The organism is Mesorhizobium sp. P2_D6 (assembly GCF_056404315.1).
In genome coordinates, this window is sequence record NZ_JBFUEG010000012.1 from 58,355 (window position 1) to 78,416 (window position 20,062).

Consider the following 20,062-nt stretch of genomic DNA (forward strand, 5'->3'; position numbering starts at 1 on the left):
TCGCGCGGCTGGTTCTTATCCCTGTGCGACTATTGTCGTCATCCTTGTGCGACTTTGGTCGTGGACGGGTCGATCCAGCCGATATTTCCGTCCGGCCGCCGATAGACGATGTTGAGGTGGTCGTTTCCGGCGTTGCGGAAGACGAAGACCGGGCTCTCCTTGGTGTCGAGCTCGATGACTGCCGACGCCACCGACATGGTCTGCAGCGTCATGGTTGATTCGGCGACTATGGCCGGCGCGAAATCCTCCGGAATCTCCTCGTCGTCGTCGGCTAGCGGCGCCATCACCGTATAGGCGATGTCGGTGATTTCGCCATTTCCGTTGCCTGAATTGTGCGACTTCAGCCGGCGCTTGTAGCGCCGAAGCCGAGTTTCGAGGCGATCCGCAGCCGCCTCGAAGGCAAGCGTTGGATCCTGGGCGTCCCCGGTCGCCTGCAGCGAAGCGCCGGAATCCAGCCGGATCATACAGTCGGCGGAGTAACGCGAACCCGACTTGATGACCGTGACATGCCCTGAAAAACCGCGGTCGAAATATTTTCCGATCGCCTCTCCGACACGGTCGGTGATGCGCGTACGAAACGCATCGCCGATATCCATGTGCTTTCCCGATATGCGCAGCTTCATCTGAAAACTGACCTTCCTTGCTCAGGCTTCAAACTGGCCAGAGTTTATACTCGTGGTCCGTGCGCACAAGCTTTGCGGCGTCAACTCGCGCCGATTTTAGATCCGAACTTTCCGGTTGATCACAATCCGCCTTCTTGGCCGTCCCGTGGCCTTCATCGTGACGGACCATCCGCATGCGGGCAATTCAGCCCGTCTCATGCGGGCGGGCTTCTAGACACTTCATTGCGGCTTGTCAATGAAGGCCTAGAGTTGTGGAAATCCAGCCACAGCAAAAGCCGCGTCGGGCAAGCAGAACTAGCGCCCGGCGCTGGCCAGAGCGCGCTTCTCGCGCCGCCTCTGCACCGATGAGGGAATGTTCATGCCCTCGCGGTATTTGGCCACGGTGCGCCTGGCAATATCGACGCCGCTTTCCTTCAACATGTCGACGATGGCGTCATCGGACAGCACGTCGGCGGGCTTTTCCTCGTCGATCAGCTGCTTGATGCGGTCGCGCACCGCTTCCGAGGAATGCGCGTCGCCACCGCCCGATGCCGCGATCGAAGCGGTGAAGAAATAGCGCAGCTCGAATACGCCGCGCGGCGTCAGCATGTATTTGTTGGCCGTCACCCGGCTGACGGTCGATTCGTGCATGCCGATGGCATCGGCCACCGTGCGCAGGTTGAGCGGCCTGAGATGACGCACGCCATGGACCAGAAAAGCGTCCTGCTGGCGCACGATTTCCGACGCCACTTTCAGGATCGTCTTTGCCCGCTGGTCGAGGCTGCGCGTCAGCCAATTGGCGTTCTGCAGGCATTCGGCCAAAAAATCCTTCTCCGCCTGGTTCTTGGCCTGCGGCGAGACCTGGGCGAAATAAATGTGGTCGACCAGAACCCGCGGCAGCGTCTCGGCGTTGAGCTCGACCGTCCAGCTGCCGTCATTGGCGGCGCGGACTTCGACATCGGCGACGATGGCGTCGCTGGTGCCGCCTGAAAACGCCATGCCAGGGCGCGGGTCCAGCGCGCGGATTTCGGCCAACATGTCGAGGAGATCCTCCTCGTCGACCCCGCAAAGCCGCTTCAGCGTCTGGAAATCGCGCCGCGCCAGGAGTTCGAGGTTGCCGACCAGCGTCTTCATCGCCGGATCGAGGCGATCGCGCACGGCAAGCTGCAGCGACAGGCATTCGGCAAGGTCGCGCGCAAACAGGCCGACCGGCTCGAATGTCTGGCAAACGGCCAGCACCTTGGCCACCATGGCCTGATCGGCGCCGAGCCGTTTCGCGATGTCAGCCAAGTCGGCGCGCAGATAGCCGGCCTCGTCCAGGCCGTCGGCCAGTTCGCTGGCGATCAGCCTTGCGGCCGGATCGGCAAAGGCAAGCGCAATCTGCTCGCCGACATGCTGGCGCAGCGTGATGGCGGCAGCAGCCATGTCGCCGACATCGAAGCCTTCGGACGAGCCGGACGAACCATTGCCGGTGGCCGACTTCCACTGCGCCGTCAGGTCGGGCCCGAGTCGCTCGCTGGTGCCGGGATCGTCTGGAAACAGGTTCTCCAGCGAGCTGTCGAGCTTGTCCGAGATTGCTTCGGCGCTCCACGCCGTCTCGCTCTCGAACCAGTCGCCATCGGCGGCAGGCTCAGGCGCGGCGTCGCCCTTCTGCACCTGGTCACTTGCGGCGTCATCCTGGGGCTCAGCGCGCTCCAGCAACGGATTGCGCTCGATCTCGTCGTCGATGAAGTGGTCGAGCTCGATATGGGTGAGCTGCAGCAGCCTGATCGACTGCATCAGCTGCGGCGTCATCACCAGCGACTGGGATTGTCGTAGCTGTAGTTTCGCCGCCAGCGCCATGGTTCGGTTTCAAACGCCCTTCTGCACCCGGAAGCCTACACATCAGAAGCTGCCGAAAAATGAATTTTTCCGACCCTCCATAGAAACTGGCCCAGCTTTTGCTTGTCAAGGAAAATGCTGGCAAAAGGCCTCTACCGGGGCGCTATCTCACGCAAAATCGAAGAAAAAGGCTCGGCTGGGTGGCAAAAAATCGCGTCAGGAAACAAATTTCACGCTCAGAGCGTGAAACCCTCGCCGAGATAAAGCCGCCGCACATCGGGGTTTGCCACCACCTGGTCGGCGCGGCCATGCGTCAGCACCTGGCCGGCATGGATGATGTAGGCGCGGTCGATGAGGCCGAGCGTTTCGCGCACATTGTGGTCGGTGATGAGCACGCCGATGCCGCGCGCCGTCAGATGGCGCACCAGCTGCTGGATGTCGGCGACCGCAATCGGGTCGATGCCGGCGAAGGGCTCGTCGAGCAGCATGTAGGCCGGCCGTGTCGCCAGGGCACGGGCGATTTCCAGGCGCCGCCGCTCGCCGCCGGAAAGCGACATGGACGGCGACTTGCGCAGATGGCTGATGTGGAATTCCTCGAGCAGTTCGTCGAGATTGCGCTCGCGCACCTTGCGGTCCTTCTCGACCACCTCGAGCACGGCGCGAATATTCTGCTCGACATTGAGGCCGCGGAAGATCGACGCTTCCTGCGGCAGATAGCCGATGCCGAGCCGGGCGCGACGATACATCGGCATCGAGGTAACGTCGAAACCGTCGATCTCGATGGTGCCTTCGTCGACCGGCACCAGGCCGGTGACCATGTAGAAACAGGTGGTCTTGCCGGCGCCGTTGGGGCCGAGCAGCCCGACAGCCTCGCCGGCGCGCACACCGATGGTGACGCCGCTGACCACCTTGCGGCCCTTGTAGCTCTTGGTCAGCCCCTTGGCGATCAGGGTGCCCTTGAACTTCGCGGAATCGACGGTGACTGTGGCCGGTGCAGCAAGTTTGCTGGCCGCCCGTCCCGGAAGGCGGGTCAGCAGCGAAGATACGCCAGTCATTCGGGCTTCGGCGCCTCAGATTTCGGCGGCGGTGTCATCGACATGATGACTCGCCCGCCGCAGCCATCGACCTGAGCCAGGCCGCTTTTCATCTGCACGGTGAGCTTGCAGCCCTTGAGCACATTGGGGCCTTGGGACAGCACGACTTCATTGCCCGACAGGACGAGAACCTGCGTCTTCATGTCGAACGTGGCATTGTCGCCGGTGGCGATCTGGTCATTCGACTTGATGTAGACTTTGTTCTTGACCACCAGGTGATCGATGTTGGCCGAACCTGTCATCGCCGAAGCGCCGGCGGCGGCACCCTTGGCGGCGTTGGGGTCCTTGACGTAGTAGACCTCCATACTGCCGGCCTTGAGCAGCGTCGGCCCTTGCGTCACGGTGACATTGCCGCTGAACAGCGCCATGCTGTCGGCCTGGCGGACCTCTAGCTTGTCGCTCTCGATCTGGATCGGCTGGTCGCCCGACAGTTTGAGCCCGGATTGGCTGCTGGCGCTGGACTGAGCCCAGGACGGCGCCACACCCAGCAACAGCAAGGCCGAAGCTGCGGCGACAAGCCGTGCCGAATTACTGGGACGCATTCGATTCTCCGCTCTTTGCCTCTGCCGCCTTCATAGTGGCCGGATCGATGTGAACGCTTACCTTATTTTCGAAAACGACAACGTTGCCATTTTCTTCGACCGACATCGAACCCGCCGTGATCCGCGAGCCGTTGCGGCTGACATCGACCGGATCACCTGTCTTCATAGAGCCTTTGCCCATGTCGAGGAAGACCGATTTGAACGTGGCAGCGACGCCGTCGGTGGTGGTGACGGTGACGTCGCTGGTCATGTCCATCGTGTTGGCGTTGCGGTTATAGATGCCGCGCTTGGCATCGACGACCGCCACATTGTCCGCCGTCAGCGGCAGTTTGGCATGGATGCCTTCGAGTTGGATGATGTCCTGCTTGCCGACGTCCTGGATGGCGCGCAGCGCCGTCAGCGAATAGGGCAGCTTGCCCTTGGTGAAGCCGTTGAGCTTGGGATTGGCCATCACCAGCTTGCCGTCGGCAAAGGCGGTGCCGTCGGCCTGTATCGAGATCGAGACCGGCGCCGCAAGATAGGAATAGACCGGAAACGCAACCGCGATTCCAGCGGCAAGCACCGGCACTGCGAATTTCAGCACGCGCACGCGGCGCGAATGGCGCTGGGCGCGGTCGAAGGCGTCCCCGCGCGTGCCCGCTGGCGCCGTGGGCGCCAAGGCCGCATCGGCGTTGGTCGGTTCGTCCGATCGAGCTAGCATGACTGTCTTCTAATAAACCCTTGTCCGCCAAAACACCTGCTATAGGTGGGTTGCCGGCCCCCGCAAGCAAGCACAAGCGGAGGAAAACCGCAAAAATGTGACGACCGTTGTTTTTGCAAACGGAAATCAGGCGACACAATTTCGGCACTTCATAGCAGAAACGAACGCGTCGCGTCATTTTTTCCTGAAATGCCGCCACTGGCGCGGTCGCTTCGTCGCAGGCCCGTGAGGAAGAGGTAGCCGGGCGCGGACGCTTGCTTTAAAAGCATCGCTTCTCACCGACTATGAGGCAGACCATGGCACTGAGAGCCGACGACCTGATCGACCGCCGCCGCTTGCGGCGCAAGCTGACCTTCTGGCGCGGCGCGGCCATTGCCATCGTGGCGCTCGGGGTGATTGCACTTGCAAGCTGGTTCTATGGCGAAGATCTCGGCGGCTCCTCGGTCAACCATATCGCCAAGGTCAGGATCGAAGGCACCATCACCGAGGACGAGGAACTGATCAAGCGGCTGGAAACCATCCGCACATCCTCGCAGGTCAAGGGCGTCATTCTGGCTATCGATTCGCCCGGCGGCACCACGGTCGGCGGCGAATCGATCTACGAGGAGGTGCGCAAGCTCGCCGCCGACAAGCCGGTGGTTGCCGAGGTCGGCACGCTGGCCGCATCGGCCGGCTACATGATCGCCAGCGCCAGCGACCACATCGTCGCCCGTAAGACCTCGATCGTCGGCTCGATCGGCGTGCTGATCCAATATCCCGATGTCAGCGGCCTGATGGACAAGGTCGGCATCAAGCTCGAAGAGGTGAAATCCTCGCCGCTGAAGGCCGCCCCCTCGCCCTTCAAGCCGACCAATGAAGACGAGCGCGCCATGGTCCGCAAGCTCATCCTCGACAGCTATGACTGGTTCGTCGGCATCGTCGCCGAGCGCCGCAAGATGACCCGCGACCAGGCATTGGCGCTCGCCGACGGGTCGATCTTCACCGGCCGCCAGGGTCTCGCCAACGGTCTGATCGACGCCGTCGGCGGCGAAAGCGTGGCCATCGACTGGCTGGCGACCAAGGGTGTCGACGCCAAGCTCAAGGTGGTGGAATGGAAGGACACCGAACGGCGCGGCAGCTTCCTGTTCTCGAAAGCAATAGCGCGCAGCGTCGGCAGCGCGCTCGGTCTGTCGGAGACCGGAAGCGACGTTCTTCACGAAATCGGCGCCGATCGCTTGTTTCTTGACGGTCTCGTTTCCGTCTGGCACCCTTGATCTGCCGTTTGGGGCGAGTAAAAAAACAAATAAAATCATCCTGATAATTTGACCGCAGCGCTTTCACGGGGACCTTTCTGATGATCAAATCCGAGCTTGTGCAGATCATTGCCACGCGCAACCCGCATCTTTTCCTGCGCGACGTCGAAAACATCGTGGGGGCGATATTCGACGAGATCACTGATGCCCTTGCGGAAGGCAACCGGGTTGAGTTGCGCGGTTTTGGCGCTTTTTCGGTGAAAAACCGCCCTGCCCGCACCGGCCGCAACCCGCGCACCGGCGAATCCGTCGAGGTCGAGGAGAAGTGGGTGCCGTTCTTCAAGACCGGCAAGGAATTGCGTGAAAGGCTGAACGGCGGCAAATAAGCGCGGACCAACGCGCCGGCCTTCTCAAAGGCCTGCCTTTCCCAAGGAATCTCTATGTTCAACCGCTTCATACTTATCGTGGTCTTCGTGCCGCTGGCCGTCATCCTCATTGCACTGGCCGTCGCTAACCGCGAGCTCGTCGCCTTCACGCTCGATCCGTTCAACCCGGGCAATCCGAAGCTGACGCTGAACTTGCCGCTGTTTATCTTCCTGTTCGTGGCACTGGCCATCGGAATGGTCGTCGGCAGCCTGGCGACCTGGGTCAAGCAGGGCCGCTACCGCAAGCTGGCGCGCCAGCGCGGCGTCGAGGCCGAGAATTTGCGCCAGGCGGTCAGCCGCGTGCCGGCCGCGCCGCAAGGTTCTGCCGCGGGGACGGCGCTGCCGAAGCCAACGGCCTGAAGCCGGCGCTTTTACCTTCGCGGAGTTTTGCATGCTGACCATTTCGGCCGACGCTGTCGACCAGGCGCTGAGCTTTCCCGGACTGGTCGAGACATTGCGCGCGGCCTTCCGCGAGGGTGCTGTGCAGCCCGTCCGCCATCACCACGGGGTCGAGCGGCCCGACGGTGCCACGTCGACGCTGCTTTTGATGCCGGCCTGGACCGACTTCCATGCCGCCGGCACATCGGCGGGCGGTCATATCGGCGTCAAGATCGTAACCGTATCGCCCGACAACAACGCCATCGGCAAACCGGCTGTCATGGGGCTCTACCTCTTGCTCAACGGCGCCACCGGCGAGCCCGAGGCGCTGATCGACGGCCAGCGGCTGACGCAGTGGCGCACCGCTTGCGCCTCGGCGCTCGCCGCCTCCTATCTCGCCCGCGAGGACGCCTCACGGCTTCTGGTGGTCGGTGCCGGCGCGCTGTCGCCATTCCTGGCCAAGGCGCATTCGGCGGTTCGGCCGATCGAGACCATCCGCATCTGGAACCGCACGCCGGCCAATGCCGAAAAGGTTGCGGCCGATTTGCGCGAGGAAGGTTTCAACGCTGAAGCCGCTAGCGATCTCGACGCCGAGCTTGCTCAGGCCGACATCGTCTCCTCGGCGACCATCACGACGACGCCGCTCGTCAAGGGCGCGCTCTTGAAACCGGGCGCGCATGTCGATCTGGTCGGCGGCTTCACGCCGACCATGCGCGAAAGCGATGACGATGCGATCACGCGCGCCCGCATCTATGTCGACACCCGCGCCGGCGCCACCAAGGAAGCCGGTGACATCGTCCAGCCACTCGCCTCCGGCGTGTTGAAATCGGAAGCCATCGTCGCCGATCTGCATGAACTGGCGCGCGGCGAAAAACAGGGCCGGCAGAGCCCCGGTGAGATCACGCTGTTCAAGTCTGTCGGCGCAGCGCTCGAGGACCTCGCCGCCGGCATTGCCGTCTACAACGCCCTCAAGCCGTAGCGTCGGCCGGCGCTACGGCGCCAGCCTTGCGATCGAATTTCCGGATTGCTTCCGCGCTGACCGGAGTGAAGAAGTTCACCAGATTGCCATCGGGATCGCGCAGCAGCAGCGATCTGTTACCCCATGGCATTGTCGTCGGCGTCTGTACGAAGCCGCCGATGATTTTCGCCAGCCTGCTGCACTCCGCATCGACGTCGCTGACACGAAACTCGATGATCGCTGATCGATTGGCGGCCGGCTGCGCCACATCCGTTCCGAACAGGGCTAGAGTGCGTGTGCTGCCGATCGCCAGCGTGCAGGAGGGTGTTGCCAGCTCGGCGAAATCGTCGGTGAACCAGGTTGCGCTAAGCCCGGTGATCGTCTCGTAGAATGCCACCAGAGGTTTGATCTGGTCGGTGATGATGCGGATCGAGACGAAGTCCATACTATTCTCCTTGGAATAAATTGCAGCGGTTCAAACCATGGTACTGTTGTCGCCAAGGCTCCTGACGGCTCGACGTCGGCAGCCCTTGTCATCATTGCCAATCAGGCCGAAGACCCTCATGCCGCCTCGGCGATCTTGACGTCCATCGCCTGCGCGATCAGTTGGAAATCGTGCTGGCTGATCTCGAACAGGCCGAAGCGCAGCTGATAGCCCCAGTTCGATTTGCCCTTGGTGAAGTCGAGTTGTTCGAGCAACGGCTTGATCGGCGCTTCCGCCCCGTTCGACCATGCAACGTCGCGCCGAAACGGCGTAAAGCCGCCGCCCATATCGCCCTGATACGGCTCGCCTTCGCGCACCGTGCCTATGGCAGTGAAAGCCTGCAGGCCGTCCTTCTCGCGCAAAATGGTGGTCGGCGAGTAGTAGACCACACCGTCGCCGGGCTTGACGCGGCGCAGCGGTGCCGCCTTGCCGTGGTTGACCTGCATGAAGCCGGCTGCCCGGCCGCGCCGCACATGCTGCGCCGAGGCCACCGCGATCCAATGGGCGCTCATCCCTGAGCTCCTTCGAACGGCCAATAGACGCGCAGGCGATGGTTGTCCGGATCGAGAGCGACGAAGGTGCGGCCGAAATCGAGGTCAGTGGGCGCCTGCAGGATGGGGAGGCAGCGGCTCGCCCAACCCGCATGCGTGGCGTCCACCACTGCCGCGCTTTCGACTGCCAGCACAAGTTCGCCGCCTCCGCCCGTCGCGGCGGCCGCCGGCTCAACGGCATGGCGCGACCAGAGGCCGAGCTTGAAGCCCTGGTCGAGAACAAACATCGCAAAGGTCGGTGAAGTCTCAACCGGCTCGCGCCCAAGCAAGCTGGCATAGAAGGCGCCGCTCCGCTCCGGGCTGTCGACATAGAGGATGACGAAATTGGGGGTGTTCATATCTGCTCTCCAAGGTTTCGATTGGAGGAGCATAGGCGGCCATACTGTCAGATTCTGGCAGCAGCGATCGACAAGCAGGCGAAAAGAAGCATCAGGCGCCGGGCTGACGCTTCGACGCATCCAATGTCGCCCGCCATTCCTTCAGCAGCACCTGCCGCCGGCGTGGATAGCGGATATCGGTGGTGTTGAGATCGGACATGCGGTCGGCGCGAAAGTGGCGGAAATCCTGACGCGTCTCGCACCAGGCCGCCACCACCCGCGCCTTGTCGAAAAACCCGAGCGCAAACGGCCAGACCATGCGTTCGGACGCGGCGCCGCCGGCATCGCGATAGAGAAAGCCGAGTTTTCTCTCGTTGCGGATCGCCTGCCGCACCACGCCGAGGTCGATGCTTTCGACCAATTCACCGCGCGGCCCGACCAGCAGTGTGTTTGCATCGAGGTCCTCGCGCAGATCGTCCGGCAGCACCGCGGCGATCTTGGCCAGCGCGTCGGCGGCCGCGGCCGAGAGACGCTTGTCCGGTTGTCTGGCAACCCAACGCGATCCGAGCACAATGGCCTCGATCTCCTCGTCGGTGAACATCAGCGGCGGCAGCATGAAGCCGGGCTTCAGCACATAGCCCAGCCCCGCCTCGCCCTCGATCGGCGCGCCTTGCCCCTGCAGCGTGGCGATGTCGCGATAGAGCGTGCGGATCGACACATTCATCTCGCCGGCAATCGTGCGGCCGCTGACCGGCCGGCGATGCCGGCGCAGGATCTGGATCAGGTCAAGCAGGCGTTCGGAACGAGACATCGCCCAGATTTGCCTGTTTCCTCAGGCGAGGTCCACTACCTCGGAGATTCGTATGTTGGACCATTTTGTTTGCGCAGCCGGTGACCCTATGTCAAAAGCGGCCTGCCGCCTCCGGAGACGTTCCTGCTTGAAGTCTTTTCGCGACAAACGCCGCGACAACCGTCCGCCCGCAAAGGGCAGGGCCGAACACGTGCGGCCGCAGCCAGCCGCTGCGCCAGTCCGACCGGAAGCCAAGCGCCACGAAACAAAACCGGACGACCGGTTTGATCCGAAGCCGGCGCCGCGCCTGCTTGCGCGTCGCGACGGCGCCCTGCCCGCCGAACGCCTGCCGGTGATCCTCGAAGTAGCGCCCAATCAGGATTATGCGCTGCTCGACAGTGGCGCCGGCGAAAAACTCGAACAATACGGCCCCTACCGCATCGTGCGGCCCGAAGGCCAGGCGATCTGGCAAAAGGCCTTGCCGGCAAGGGACTGGGACCGCGCCGACGCCATCTTCACCGGCGACACCGACGAGGAGGGCATCGGCCGCTGGCGTTTTCCGAAAATGCCTCTTGGCGAGACCTGGCCGATGAAGCATGACAGCATCGATTATCTCGGCCGCTTCACCTCGTTTCGCCACGTCGGCGTCTTCCCCGAGCAGGCCTCGCACTGGGACCATATGGCCAGCCTGATCGCGGCGGCGAAGCGCCCGGTCAAGGTGCTGAACCTGTTCGGCTACACCGGGCTCGCTTCTCTCGTAGCAGCCCGAGCCGGCGCCGAAGTCACCCATGTCGATGCCTCGAAGAAGGCGATCGGCTGGGCCCGCGAAAACCAGGAAATGGCCGGCCTCGGCAGCAAGCCGATCCGCTGGATCGTCGACGACGCGGTGAAATTCGCCGAGCGCGAGGAGCGCCGCGGCAGCCGCTACGACATCATCCTGTTCGACCCGCCCGCCTATGGTCGCGGCCCCAAGGGCGAGGTCTGGCAATTGTTCGAGGACCTGCCTGGCCTGACCGACCTTTGCCGCGCGATCCTGGCGCCGAAGCCGCTGGCGGTGGTGCTGACCGCCTATTCGATCCGAGCCTCCTTCTTCGCCATCCACGCCCTGATGCGCGATACTTTTGCCGGCATGGGCGGCACGGTTGAATCAGGCGAACTGATCATCCGCGAGCAATCCGCCGGCCGGGCGCTGTCGACATCGCTTTTTTCGCGCTGGGTGGCCTGAATGCCCGGGGGACCTGACTGCCCGGGAGTCATAGATGAATGAGCGGCACGCCGGCGCGCCGGGGCAGGTGAAGGAAGTCACCAGCCTCGCCAACCCGTTGATCAAGGACATCAAGGCGCTCGCCCAGAAGAAATTCCGCGACCAGCAGAATGCCTTCATGGCCGAAGGGCTGAAGCTGGTCATCGACGCGCTCGACCTCGGCTGGTCGATCAAGACGCTGGTCTTCGCTAAGGCTGGTCGTGGCAATGCGGCGGTCGAAAAGGTAGCGGCGCGCACGGTTGCCGCCGGCGGCACCGTGCTCGAAGTGTCGGAAAAGGTGCTGGTCGCCATCACCCGCCGCGACAATCCGCAAATGGTGGTCGGCGTCTTTCAGCAGAAACTTCTGCCGTTGAAGGACGTCCGCGCCCACGACGGCGATGTCTGGGTGGCGCTCGACCGGGTGCGCGACCCCGGCAATCTCGGCACCGTCATCCGCACCGTCGATGCTGTCGGCGCCAAAGGAGTCATCCTGGTCGGCGAGACCACCGATCCTTTCTCCGTCGAAACCGTGCGCGCCACCATGGGCTCGATCTTCGCTGTGCCGGTAACCAGGGCCACGTCCGAAGCGTTCCTGGCCTGGCGAAACAGCTTCTCAGGCCTTGTCGTCGGTACCCATCTCAAGGGTGCGGTTGATTACCGCTCGGTCGATTTCTCCAGGGGGCCGGTGCTGCTGATGATGGGCAACGAACAGCAGGGCCTGCCCGACAATCTGGCCGAAAGCTGCGACCGGCTGCTGCGGATTCCGCAGGCCGGCCGCGCCGATTCACTCAACCTGGCGGTCGCCACCGGCGTCATGCTGTTCGAGATCCGGCGCGGCGCCCTGAAGCTTGCTCCCGAGGACGCTAAATCGTGAAATCATGGTCCCCCTACGCGCTGCTGGTGGTAGCGGCAATCGCGCTCGACCAATGGATCAAGCATCTGGTCGAGACCGGCCTCGCCTTTCAGGAAAAGCTCGATCTGTTGCCGTTCCTGGCGCTCTACCGCACCTACAACACCGGCATTGCCTTTTCGATGTTCTCGTCCTTCGGCGATACCGGCCTGGTCGTGATCGCCGTTCTCGTCGTCGCCTTCGTGCTTTACCTGGCGACGCGCACGCCGGCCGGCCATGTGCTGGCGCGCACCGGCTTTGCGCTGATCATCGGCGGCGCGATCGGCAATCTGATCGACCGCGCCGTCTACGGCCATGTCATCGACTACATACTGTTCCACACGCCGGTATGGTCCTTCGCCATCTTCAACCTCGCCGATGTCTTCATTTCGGTGGGTGCAGCACTGGTCGTCTTCGACGAGTTCATCGGCTGGCGGCGCGAGGCCAAGCCGCAAAGCCCCGACGCTTGAACGGCCGCCTCTTTTGACCAATTGACCGCGCCGGACGGTCGCCGCACAGTCCGGCGAGACTTTGCCTTACCGAGGAGAAAAAAGTGTCCGAAACCTTCAAAGCCATCCTCGTTTCGCGCGACGCCGAAAAGAAGCAGTCGGTCGAGATAGTCGACCTTAGCGAAGCCGATCTGATGGAAGGCGATGTCACCGTTGCGGTCGAGGCGACCACGGTCAACTACAAGGATGGGCTGGCGATCACGGGCAAGGCGCCGGTGATCCGCCGCTGGCCGCTGGTGCCGGGCATTGATTTCGCCGGTACCGTTCTCTCCTCGTCGCACGCCGACTGGCGCAAGGGTGACAAGGTCATCCTCAACGGCTGGGGTGTCGGCGAAACGCATTTCGGCGCCTATGCCGGACGCGCCCGTGTCAAAGGCGACTGGCTGGTGCCGTTGCCCGACGGCATCAGCGCTCACGATGCGATGGCGGTGGGCACCGCCGGCTATACGGCGATGCTGTGCGTCATGGCGCTGGAGCGGCACGGCATCCTGCCGGATCGCGGCCCGGTGGTGGTGACGGGTGCGGCCGGCGGCGTCGGCTCGGTCGCGGTCTCGATCCTGTCCAGCCTCGGCTACCATGTCATCGCTTCGACGGGCCGCAACGCCGAAAGCCCCTATCTGATCGACCTCGGTGCCGCCGAAGTGATCTCGCGCGACGAACTCTCCCAGCCGGCCAAGCCGCTGGCCAAGGAGCGCTGGGCCGGCGGCATCGATGCCGTCGGCAGCCATACGCTTGCCAATGTGCTGTCGATGACCGCCTACGGAGGCGCGGTCGCCGCATGCGGCCTGGCCGGCGGCATGGATCTGCCGTCGAGCGTCGCCCCGTTTATCCTGCGTGGCGTCTCGCTGCTTGGCATCGATTCGGTCATGGCGCCCAAGGCGGTGCGCCTGGAAGCATGGCGCCGCATCGGCACCGATCTCGACCTCAAGAAACTTGCCGGCCTGTCGACGACAATCGGCTTCGACGGCATCATCGCCGCCGCCCACGACATCGTCGACGGCAAGATCAGGGGCCGCGTGGTGGTGGATATGTGAGGCTCCCAAAGCATGATCCCGAAAAGTGGAATCCGGTTTTCGGAAAAGATCATGAGATGCGGAAAACCGCCAAAAATGCATGACCGCTAAAATTCGAACGATCCGCCGCGCTTTTCCATAATCTCTATCTGGCAAGGATTTCCGCATGATCGCGGAGTCCGCCAGGAAAGAGAAGAACCGTGCCGAAAGCGTCGACGGGCCGAGCCCGGCGACGCCGAAGCGGCAGCATGTTGTCCCACCGCCGCTGGCGCCGGATTTTCCGCGCGCCACGCACGAGGGCCTGCTGTTCTTGACCGTTGTCGCCAGTGTCGTGCTGGCGGGCCTGTCCCACCTCACCGGCGCGCCGATCTTCATCACGCTCGGCCTGCTGGCGACCGGCCTTGGCGGCGTCGCCATGCACCTGCGCAACCGCCACACCGTCCACCGCGCGACCGCCCTGCTCGACGAAACCGCAGCCCGCAGCCGCGCCGAGATCGAGACGCTGGCCGACCGCATGTGGGAGATGCAGGAGAGCGAGGAGCGCTTTCGCGGGCTGATCGATGCGCTCGGCGACCTCGTCGTCCACCGCGACCGCGACGGCCACATCGTCTATGCCAACAAGGTTTTCGCCAGCCTCGTCGGAACCGATCAGCGCGATCTTGCAGGCAGGACGCTGGCTGACCTCGGCATCGATGTCGGGGTCGTTCCCGACGCCGCCTTTTCGGATCACGAATGCCTGAGTTCCACCGACGTCTCCATCCGCACGCCGAACGGTCCGCGCTGGTTTTCGTGGATCGAACTGTCGGTGCGCGACAAGGACAGCGGCGCCGTTTCGCACCGGGCGATTGCCCGCGACATCACCGCCCGCAAACGTGCCGAATCTTCGCTCATCACCGCGCGGGAGCGCGCCGAATATGCCAGCCAGGCCAAGTCGCGCTTCCTCGCCACCGTCAGCCATGAGATCCGCACGCCGATGAACGGCATCATGGGCATGGCCAAGCTACTGGCCGACACCAATCTGTCGCCGGAGCAGCGCACCTATGTCGCCGCCGTCTCGACCTCGGCCAGCGCGCTTTTGGCGCTCATCGAGGACCTGCTCGATTATTCCAAGATCGAAGCCGGTCGCTTCGACCCGGAGCCGCAGCCGACATCTTTGCGCGAGATTGCCGACAACATCATCGAACTGATGGCGGCGAAAGCCTTCGCCAAGAACATCGGCCTCGGCTGTCATGTCGAGCCCGACGTGCCGCAGATGATCATGGCCGATCCGGGAAGAGTGAGGCAGGTGCTGCTCAACCTCATCGGCAACGCGGTCAAGTTCACCGACACCGGCGGCGTGCTGGTCTCGGTCGCGCGGGCCCGCACCGAGACCAGCGACCGCATCTGCTTCACCGTGGCCGACACTGGCCCTGGCCTGCGCGAAGAGGATATGGAGCGCATCTTCGAGGAATTCGAACAGTCCGACGGCACCTCGACCCGCACCCATGGCGGCGCCGGCCTCGGCCTTGCCATATCGAGACGACTGGCGACGGCCATGGGCGGCGCCATTTCGGTGTCGAGCCGGCTTGGCGAGGGATCTGAATTCGTCTTCGAAATCCCGGCCACAGGGGCCACCGAAGCGCCGCAGAACCGGCAGAACATCCTCGCCGGCCGGCGCGCCGTGATCGTGTCGAAGAACGCTGTAGAGGCCGACGCCATCGCCCGTGCCATCCGCGCCCATGGCGGCGCCGTCGATGTGGCCGCGACCGCTTCCCAGGCGACGCCTTTCGCCGAACATTGCGACGCGCTGTTGATCGACGCCGCCATGGAAGACAGCGACGGCAGACTGCTCAAGCGCCTGCGCCAGAGCGGCTTTGCCGACTGTGAGGCGATCACGCTGATCGCGCCGACCGACCGCGGCATGCTTGGCGAATTCCGCGCCAGCGGCTACGCCACCTTCCTGGCAAGGCCGGTGCGCGGCGAAACGCTGATGCGTGTGCTGTTGACCAGCCATGCCCCTGCTTTGCCCCTGCCCATGAAGCCGGAAAAGAGCGGGGCGTCGTCGCATCGGGCTGTTGGCGGGCGCCAGCAGGGCCTATCGGTGCTGATCGCCGAAGACAACGACATCAACGCCATGCTGGCCCGCGCCACGCTTTTGAAGGCAGGGCATCGGGTCAAAGTCGTCGGCAACGGCAAGGCTGCGGTCGAGGCAATCACCGAAGCCGGGCTGAAACACCGTTTCGACGTGGTGCTGATGGATCTGCACATGCCGGTGATGGACGGGCTGGACGCAATCGCGGCCATCCGCCGCCACGAGGAAGAAATGGCCGTGCCGCCGGTTCCGATCATGGTGCTTTCGGCCGACAGCCAGGAAAAGACCCGCCACACAGTGCTTGCCCATGGCGCCAGCGGCTTCGTCACCAAGCCGCTGGACCCCGACGCGCTGGTCCATGCCGTCGAAGGCCAGGTGGCCGCCTGAGGCCGCCCAACGTGCTCTCTGCCGTCACGTAAGGTAGCCGGTTGAGGGTTTTCGCCAGCCGACGAAGTATTGCCCGCTCCGCCGTATCACGGTACTGTCACAATCCTGTTGCACCTACACCGTATCCCCGTGCCAAGAGGGATGGCTCGAAGGAGAATCACTCGTGCATACAGTTATGCCGGAATGTGACACTCGGCCCAACGCAGGCGGTGCTTTGCTCGCCGCGCGTAACACCGATGCCGTCGCAACAGGCGCACCGCTGGGCCGGATCGGTAATCTCGAAGTGCGGCTTGCCCGCAACGAAGCCGAGATCGCTGCCGCGCAGGAAGTGCGCTACCGGGTATTTTATGACGAGCTTGGCGCCAGGAAGGACCTGTTCCAGGCACAGGATCGGCGCGACGCCGACCGTTTCGACCCGCTATGCGACCATCTGCTGGTGCTGGACACCTCGATTTCCGGACCCGAGCATCGCCGCATCGTCGGCACTTATCGGCTGCTGCGGCAAGAAATCGCAGCGACCGCCGGCGGCTTCTATTCCGAAGGCGAGTTCGAGCTGACGAAGCTGATTGCCCGTCATCCCGGACAGCGCTTCCTTGAGCTCGGCCGCTCCTGCGTTCTTAAGGAATACCGCTCCAAGCGCACCATCGAGGCGCTGTGGCAAGGCATCTGGGCCTATATCAAGCACTATGAGATCGGTGTGATGACCGGCTGTGCCTCGTTCCACGGCACGGTGCCGGCGGCGCATGCCGAGGCGCTTACCTATCTTGCCCATCACTGCCGCACCAACTCAGCCTGGGATGTGCGGGCTGTGTCCGGGCGCTATTGCTCGATGGACCTGATGCCGATCGAGGCGGTAAACGCCAAGGCGGCGATCGCGGCCATGCCGCCGCTGGTCAAGGGCTATCTGCGCGTCGGCGCCCGCATCGGCGACGGCTGCGTCATCGACCGCGAATTCTCCACCGTCGATGTGTTCGTGGTGATGCCGGTCAAGGAAATCGGCGCCCGCTACGTCAACTATTATGGCGGCGAAGCGCAGCGCTTTGCGGCATGATAGCTAATAGAATGTAGCGAGCATTGCCCCGCTCAAACCCCTATTCGCTACTCCCTACTCGCTATTCGCTCGTTTCACGGAATATCCTCCGGCCGCCGTCCCGGCCGGCTCTTGTAGGACGGAAACGTCCAGCCGAATTTGAGCGCGCCGCCACGCACCAGGAAAGCCGCGACAAAGCCGGCAAGGTCTGAGGCGACCGGCGGCAATCCGATAAGATCGCCAAGCGTGTAGAGGCCGGCGCCCGCCAGCGCCGCGCTGACGTAGATTTCGGGCCTCAGCAGCACCGACGGCTCGCCGGCCAGCAGATCGCGCAGGATGCCGCCGAATGTTGCGGTCAGTACGCCCATAATGACGGAGACGACCGGGGAACCGGTGATCGCCAGTCCCTTGGCCGCGCCCATCACCGAAAAGGCCGCCAATCCGATGGCGTCGAGCCAGAGCAGCCATTTCCAGCGGGATTCGACGCGGTGGGCAATGAAGAAGACCAGCACCGCAACCGCCGCGCAGATCAGCACATAGCCGGAGTTGGCGACCCAAAAGACGGGCAGGTTGAGGATGACGTCACGCAGCGTGCCGCCGCCGATGCCGGTGACGCTGGCCAGGAACAGGAAGCCGATAATGTCGAGCTGCTTGCGCGAAGCCGCCAGCGCCCCGGTCGCCGCAAAGACGGCGACGCCAGCATAGTCGAGGAGGTCAATGGCGCTCAAGGGCATGAGGCAGGGATCAGGCAGTAGGGATTGGGGATTAGGAAGTATCAATAACACGAAGCCGGGCGATTGATACGGCCCCCACTGCCTACTGCCTATTCCCTACTCACGCATCCTTCTCGGCCTGCTCGTTCACCGGGCCTGGTTCGACAGGCGCCTCGGCTGCCGCGATCTTGGGGCCGCCCTTGGCGACGCCGACCATGGCGGGCCGCAGCACGCGCTCGCCGATCGAATAGCCCGGCTGCACGACCTGGACCACGGTGTTGGCTGGCACATCGGGATTGGGCACCTCGAACATCGCCTGGTGGAAATTCGGGTCGAACTTCTCGCCTTCCGGCTCAAGCTTCTTCACCCCGTGCCGCTCCAGCGCCGACAGCATGGCGCGCTCCGTGATCTCGACGCCGTCGATCAGCGCCTTGAAGCCGGCATCTCCGGCTGCCTTGGCCTCGGCCGGGATGGCATCGAGCGCGCGGCGCAGATTGTCCGACACCGACAGCATGTCGCGGGCAAAATTGGCCACCGCATAGGCGCGCGCGTCATGCACGTCGCGGGCGGTGCGGCGGCGCAGATTCTCCATCTCGGCCGCGACGCGCAACGCGCGATCCTTCAGTTCCTCGTTTTCCTTCAGCAGCCGCACCAGCGCTTCATAGTCGCCGTCGATGCCGCCTTGCGTCCGCTCGGCCTCGGCCGTTTCGATATCCTCGGGCGCGCGTTCGTCTTTTGCCTGGTCGCTCATCGCCGTTTCCCGTCATTCGAATGGTTTGGATTTGCGCCCGATATCGAGGTTTGGCGGCCAAAAATCAAGGGGCAAGCGATGCTTGGGGCCGTTTGGAGGACCTTGGCACGGATCGCGAAGGTCTTTCGAAATTAATTCAAATTTTACCGTGATTGCCGGCTTTGCTTGCCAATACCCCGCTATGGGGGAACCATTCCGTGGCTGGAGGAGTTTCGAAGCCAAGACAGGATTTTGGGACAATGACAGGCAACAATGGCAACAGGAGCGAAGAGCTCGCCGCCGATATCAAGCGCCAGTTCGGCACCGAGGCAACAAAGCGCTTCCTGCGTAGCTTGCCGGCATTCCGAACCGAGGCCGACATTCCGGAGCATTTTCGGGATCTGCTCGACCGTCTGGACGGCATAGAAGCCAGCGTGGCAGGCGGCCAACGCCGGCAATAGCGACGCAATCGCGCGACAATTACGCGCAGTAATTTTGCGTGAGCTGTACCTTGCGGCAACGGCAAGCCACGCCTATGCTTCCTGATGAACATGATTTCCCCCGAGACGGCCGCCAACAGCAAGCGCGCCTGGTTGAAGATTCTGGCGCGCTACAAGAAGCCTGACCGGCGGCGCAGTACCCTAGAACTGGCCATCACCCTCATCCCTTTCGCCGCGCTGTGGGCGCTCTCTTCGGCCGCCTATTCCTACGGCCATTGGTGGGGCCTGATCCTCATCCTTCCCGCCGCCGGCTTTCTGGTGCGGATCTTCATGATCCAGCACGATTGCGGCCACGGCTCCTTCTTCGCCAACCGCACCGCCGACGACTGGATCGGCCGCGCGCTCGGCGTGCTGACGCTGACGCCTTATGATTGCTGGCGGCGCGCGCACGCGGTGCACCATGCCAGCGCCGGCAATCTTGATGAACGCGGCATGGGCGACATCCGCACGCTGACCTTGGCCGAGTACCGGCGCCTGTCATGGCGCGGGCGCCTTGCCTATCGTCTTTACCGCCATCCGCTGGTGATGTTCGGCCTCGGGCCGATCTGGCTGTTCATTTTCGAACAAAGGCTGCCGATCGGCATGATGCGCGGCGGGTTGACGCCCTGGGTGTCGTCGATGACGACAAACCTCGCCATTGCGATTGCCGCAGCCCTCCTCATCTGGTGGATCGGCCCCGGCGCTTTCCTGATCGTCCATCTGCCCATCGTTGTCCTCGCCGGTTCCGCCGGCATCTGGCTGTTCTACGTCCAGCACCAGTTCGAGGAGACGGAATGGGCGAAAGACGAAGAGTGGGAGTTCCAGCATGCCGCGTTGCACGGCTCGTCCTATTACGACCTGCCGCCGGTGCTGAACTGGTTCACCGGCAATATCGGCGTCCACCACGTCCACCATCTCTCGGCCAAGGTGCCAGGCTACCGGCTGCAGGAAGTGCTGCGCGACTATCCGGAACTGCGCGGCATCGGCCGCGTCACGCTGCTCGACAGCCTGCGCTGCGTCAAGCTGGCGCTGTGGGACGAACAGCGCCGCAAGCTGATCTCGTTTCGCGAAGCGCGGGCTATGGCCTGAAGTAATCCACCGCGC

General features: G+C 63.5%; 23 protein-coding genes. 12 read left to right on the top strand and 11 right to left on the bottom strand.

Going from position 1 to position 20,062, the window contains the following annotated elements:
* Positions 1–38: 38 nt before the first annotated feature.
* From hpf to lptC, 5 genes are all read right to left on the bottom strand, one after another.
* Positions 39–623 carry a ribosome hibernation-promoting factor, HPF/YfiA family gene (gene hpf / locus AC1D1L_RS23360; protein ID WP_112562681.1) on the bottom strand — a complete coding sequence of 195 codons (585 nt, stop codon included), beginning with the start codon at positions 621–623 and terminating at the stop codon, positions 39–41.
* Between the two features lie 294 nt (positions 624–917).
* On the bottom strand, positions 918–2,444 hold the full coding sequence (rpoN, locus tag AC1D1L_RS23365) for an RNA polymerase factor sigma-54 (protein WP_477343807.1): 1,527 nt from the start codon (positions 2,442–2,444) through the stop codon (positions 918–920).
* A gap of 215 nt (positions 2,445–2,659) precedes the next feature.
* Positions 2,660–3,478 carry an LPS export ABC transporter ATP-binding protein gene (gene lptB, locus AC1D1L_RS23370; protein WP_112562685.1) on the bottom strand — a complete coding sequence of 273 codons (819 nt, stop codon included), beginning with the start codon at positions 3,476–3,478 and terminating at the stop codon, positions 2,660–2,662.
* Positions 3,475–4,059, bottom strand: a complete 585-nt coding sequence (locus AC1D1L_RS23375; RefSeq protein WP_352559666.1) for an LptA/OstA family protein — start codon at positions 4,057–4,059, stop codon at positions 3,475–3,477. Before AC1D1L_RS23375 ends, lptB begins: the two co-directional genes overlap by 4 nt.
* Complete coding sequence (lptC, locus tag AC1D1L_RS23380) at positions 4,046–4,759, bottom strand: LPS export ABC transporter periplasmic protein LptC (protein ID WP_477343809.1); 714 nt, start codon at positions 4,757–4,759, stop codon at positions 4,046–4,048. The genes AC1D1L_RS23375 and lptC overlap by 14 nt, the downstream gene beginning before the upstream one ends.
* Positions 4,760–5,055: 296 nt before the next feature.
* On the opposite strand from lptC, the gene sppA reads away from it, so the two are divergent.
* The 4 genes from sppA to lhpI all read left to right on the top strand — a co-directional run bounded on the left by sppA (position 5,056) and on the right by lhpI (position 7,773).
* Complete coding sequence (sppA, locus tag AC1D1L_RS23385) at positions 5,056–6,012, top strand: signal peptide peptidase SppA (RefSeq protein WP_352559668.1); 957 nt, start codon at positions 5,056–5,058, stop codon at positions 6,010–6,012.
* A gap of 80 nt (positions 6,013–6,092) precedes the next feature.
* Positions 6,093–6,377, top strand: coding sequence for an integration host factor subunit beta (locus tag AC1D1L_RS23390; RefSeq protein ID WP_006200394.1), 285 nt, complete (start codon positions 6,093–6,095; stop codon positions 6,375–6,377).
* 54 nt (positions 6,378–6,431) lie between these two features.
* Positions 6,432–6,776 carry a DUF1049 domain-containing protein gene (locus tag AC1D1L_RS23395; protein WP_477343810.1) on the top strand — a complete coding sequence of 115 codons (345 nt, stop codon included), beginning with the start codon at positions 6,432–6,434 and terminating at the stop codon, positions 6,774–6,776.
* 31 nt (positions 6,777–6,807) lie between these two features.
* Positions 6,808–7,773 (top strand): bifunctional Delta(1)-pyrroline-2-carboxylate/Delta(1)-piperideine-2-carboxylate reductase, encoded by a 966-nt coding sequence (lhpI, locus tag AC1D1L_RS23400; RefSeq protein WP_477343812.1) that lies wholly within the window; start codon positions 6,808–6,810, stop codon positions 7,771–7,773.
* Here lhpI and AC1D1L_RS23405 read toward each other — a convergent pair.
* The 4 genes from AC1D1L_RS23405 to AC1D1L_RS23420 all read right to left on the bottom strand — a co-directional run bounded on the left by AC1D1L_RS23405 (position 7,763) and on the right by AC1D1L_RS23420 (position 9,915).
* Complete coding sequence (locus AC1D1L_RS23405; RefSeq protein ID WP_477343813.1) at positions 7,763–8,197, bottom strand: VOC family protein; 435 nt, start codon at positions 8,195–8,197, stop codon at positions 7,763–7,765. The two genes, lhpI and AC1D1L_RS23405, sit on opposite strands and share 11 nt — an antisense overlap.
* 116 nt (positions 8,198–8,313) lie before the next feature.
* Positions 8,314–8,748, bottom strand: coding sequence for an EVE domain-containing protein (locus AC1D1L_RS23410; protein WP_477343814.1), 435 nt, complete (start codon positions 8,746–8,748; stop codon positions 8,314–8,316).
* Positions 8,745–9,125 (bottom strand): VOC family protein, encoded by a 381-nt coding sequence (locus AC1D1L_RS23415; RefSeq protein ID WP_477343815.1) that lies wholly within the window; start codon positions 9,123–9,125, stop codon positions 8,745–8,747. The genes AC1D1L_RS23410 and AC1D1L_RS23415 overlap by 4 nt, the downstream gene beginning before the upstream one ends.
* A 91-nt stretch (positions 9,126–9,216) precedes the next feature.
* A complete protein-coding gene (locus AC1D1L_RS23420; RefSeq protein WP_477343816.1) occupies positions 9,217–9,915 on the bottom strand; it encodes a helix-turn-helix transcriptional regulator in 699 nt (232 codons plus the stop codon).
* Positions 9,916–10,042: 127 nt separating this feature from the next.
* On the opposite strand from AC1D1L_RS23420, the gene AC1D1L_RS23425 reads away from it, so the two are divergent.
* The 6 genes from AC1D1L_RS23425 (at position 10,043) to olsB (ending at position 17,057) form a co-directional block, all read left to right on the top strand.
* On the top strand, positions 10,043–11,119 hold the full coding sequence (locus AC1D1L_RS23425) for an RsmD family RNA methyltransferase (RefSeq protein ID WP_477343817.1): 1,077 nt from the start codon (positions 10,043–10,045) through the stop codon (positions 11,117–11,119).
* Positions 11,120–11,153: 34 nt separating this feature from the next.
* Positions 11,154–12,011, top strand: a complete 858-nt coding sequence (locus AC1D1L_RS23430) for a TrmH family RNA methyltransferase (RefSeq protein ID WP_477343819.1) — start codon at positions 11,154–11,156, stop codon at positions 12,009–12,011.
* The gene (gene lspA, locus AC1D1L_RS23435; protein WP_477343820.1) at positions 12,008–12,496 is read left to right on the top strand and encodes a signal peptidase II; all 489 of its coding nucleotides are present in this window, start codon (positions 12,008–12,010) and stop codon (positions 12,494–12,496) included. Before AC1D1L_RS23430 ends, lspA begins: the two co-directional genes overlap by 4 nt.
* Positions 12,497–12,579: 83 nt before the next feature.
* Positions 12,580–13,569 (top strand): acrylyl-CoA reductase (NADPH), encoded by a 990-nt coding sequence (acuI, locus tag AC1D1L_RS23440; RefSeq protein WP_477343821.1) that lies wholly within the window; start codon positions 12,580–12,582, stop codon positions 13,567–13,569.
* A 145-nt stretch (positions 13,570–13,714) separates the two neighbouring features.
* Positions 13,715–16,006 carry a response regulator gene (locus AC1D1L_RS23445; protein WP_477343822.1) on the top strand — a complete coding sequence of 764 codons (2,292 nt, stop codon included), beginning with the start codon at positions 13,715–13,717 and terminating at the stop codon, positions 16,004–16,006.
* A gap of 175 nt (positions 16,007–16,181) precedes the next feature.
* Positions 16,182–17,057 (top strand): l-ornithine N(alpha)-acyltransferase, encoded by an 876-nt coding sequence (gene olsB, locus AC1D1L_RS23450; RefSeq protein ID WP_477343901.1) that lies wholly within the window; start codon positions 16,182–16,184, stop codon positions 17,055–17,057.
* Between the two features lie 74 nt (positions 17,058–17,131).
* Here olsB and AC1D1L_RS23455 read toward each other — a convergent pair whose 3' ends face one another.
* Positions 17,132–17,770, bottom strand: a complete 639-nt coding sequence (locus AC1D1L_RS23455) for a trimeric intracellular cation channel family protein (protein ID WP_477343823.1) — start codon at positions 17,768–17,770, stop codon at positions 17,132–17,134.
* Positions 17,771–17,870: 100 nt separating this feature from the next.
* Positions 17,871–18,500: a nucleotide exchange factor GrpE gene (gene grpE, locus AC1D1L_RS23460; RefSeq protein ID WP_112562714.1), complete on the bottom strand. Its 630-nt coding sequence runs from the start codon at positions 18,498–18,500 to the stop codon at positions 17,871–17,873.
* Between the two features lie 239 nt (positions 18,501–18,739).
* Here grpE and AC1D1L_RS23465 point away from each other — a divergent pair, with 239 nt between their 5' ends.
* Complete coding sequence (locus tag AC1D1L_RS23465) at positions 18,740–18,940, top strand: hypothetical protein (protein WP_436261394.1); 201 nt, start codon at positions 18,740–18,742, stop codon at positions 18,938–18,940.
* A gap of 84 nt (positions 18,941–19,024) precedes the next feature.
* The gene (locus AC1D1L_RS23470; RefSeq protein ID WP_477343824.1) at positions 19,025–20,047 is read left to right on the top strand and encodes a fatty acid desaturase; all 1,023 of its coding nucleotides are present in this window, start codon (positions 19,025–19,027) and stop codon (positions 20,045–20,047) included.
* Positions 20,048–20,062: the final 15 nt, after the last annotated feature.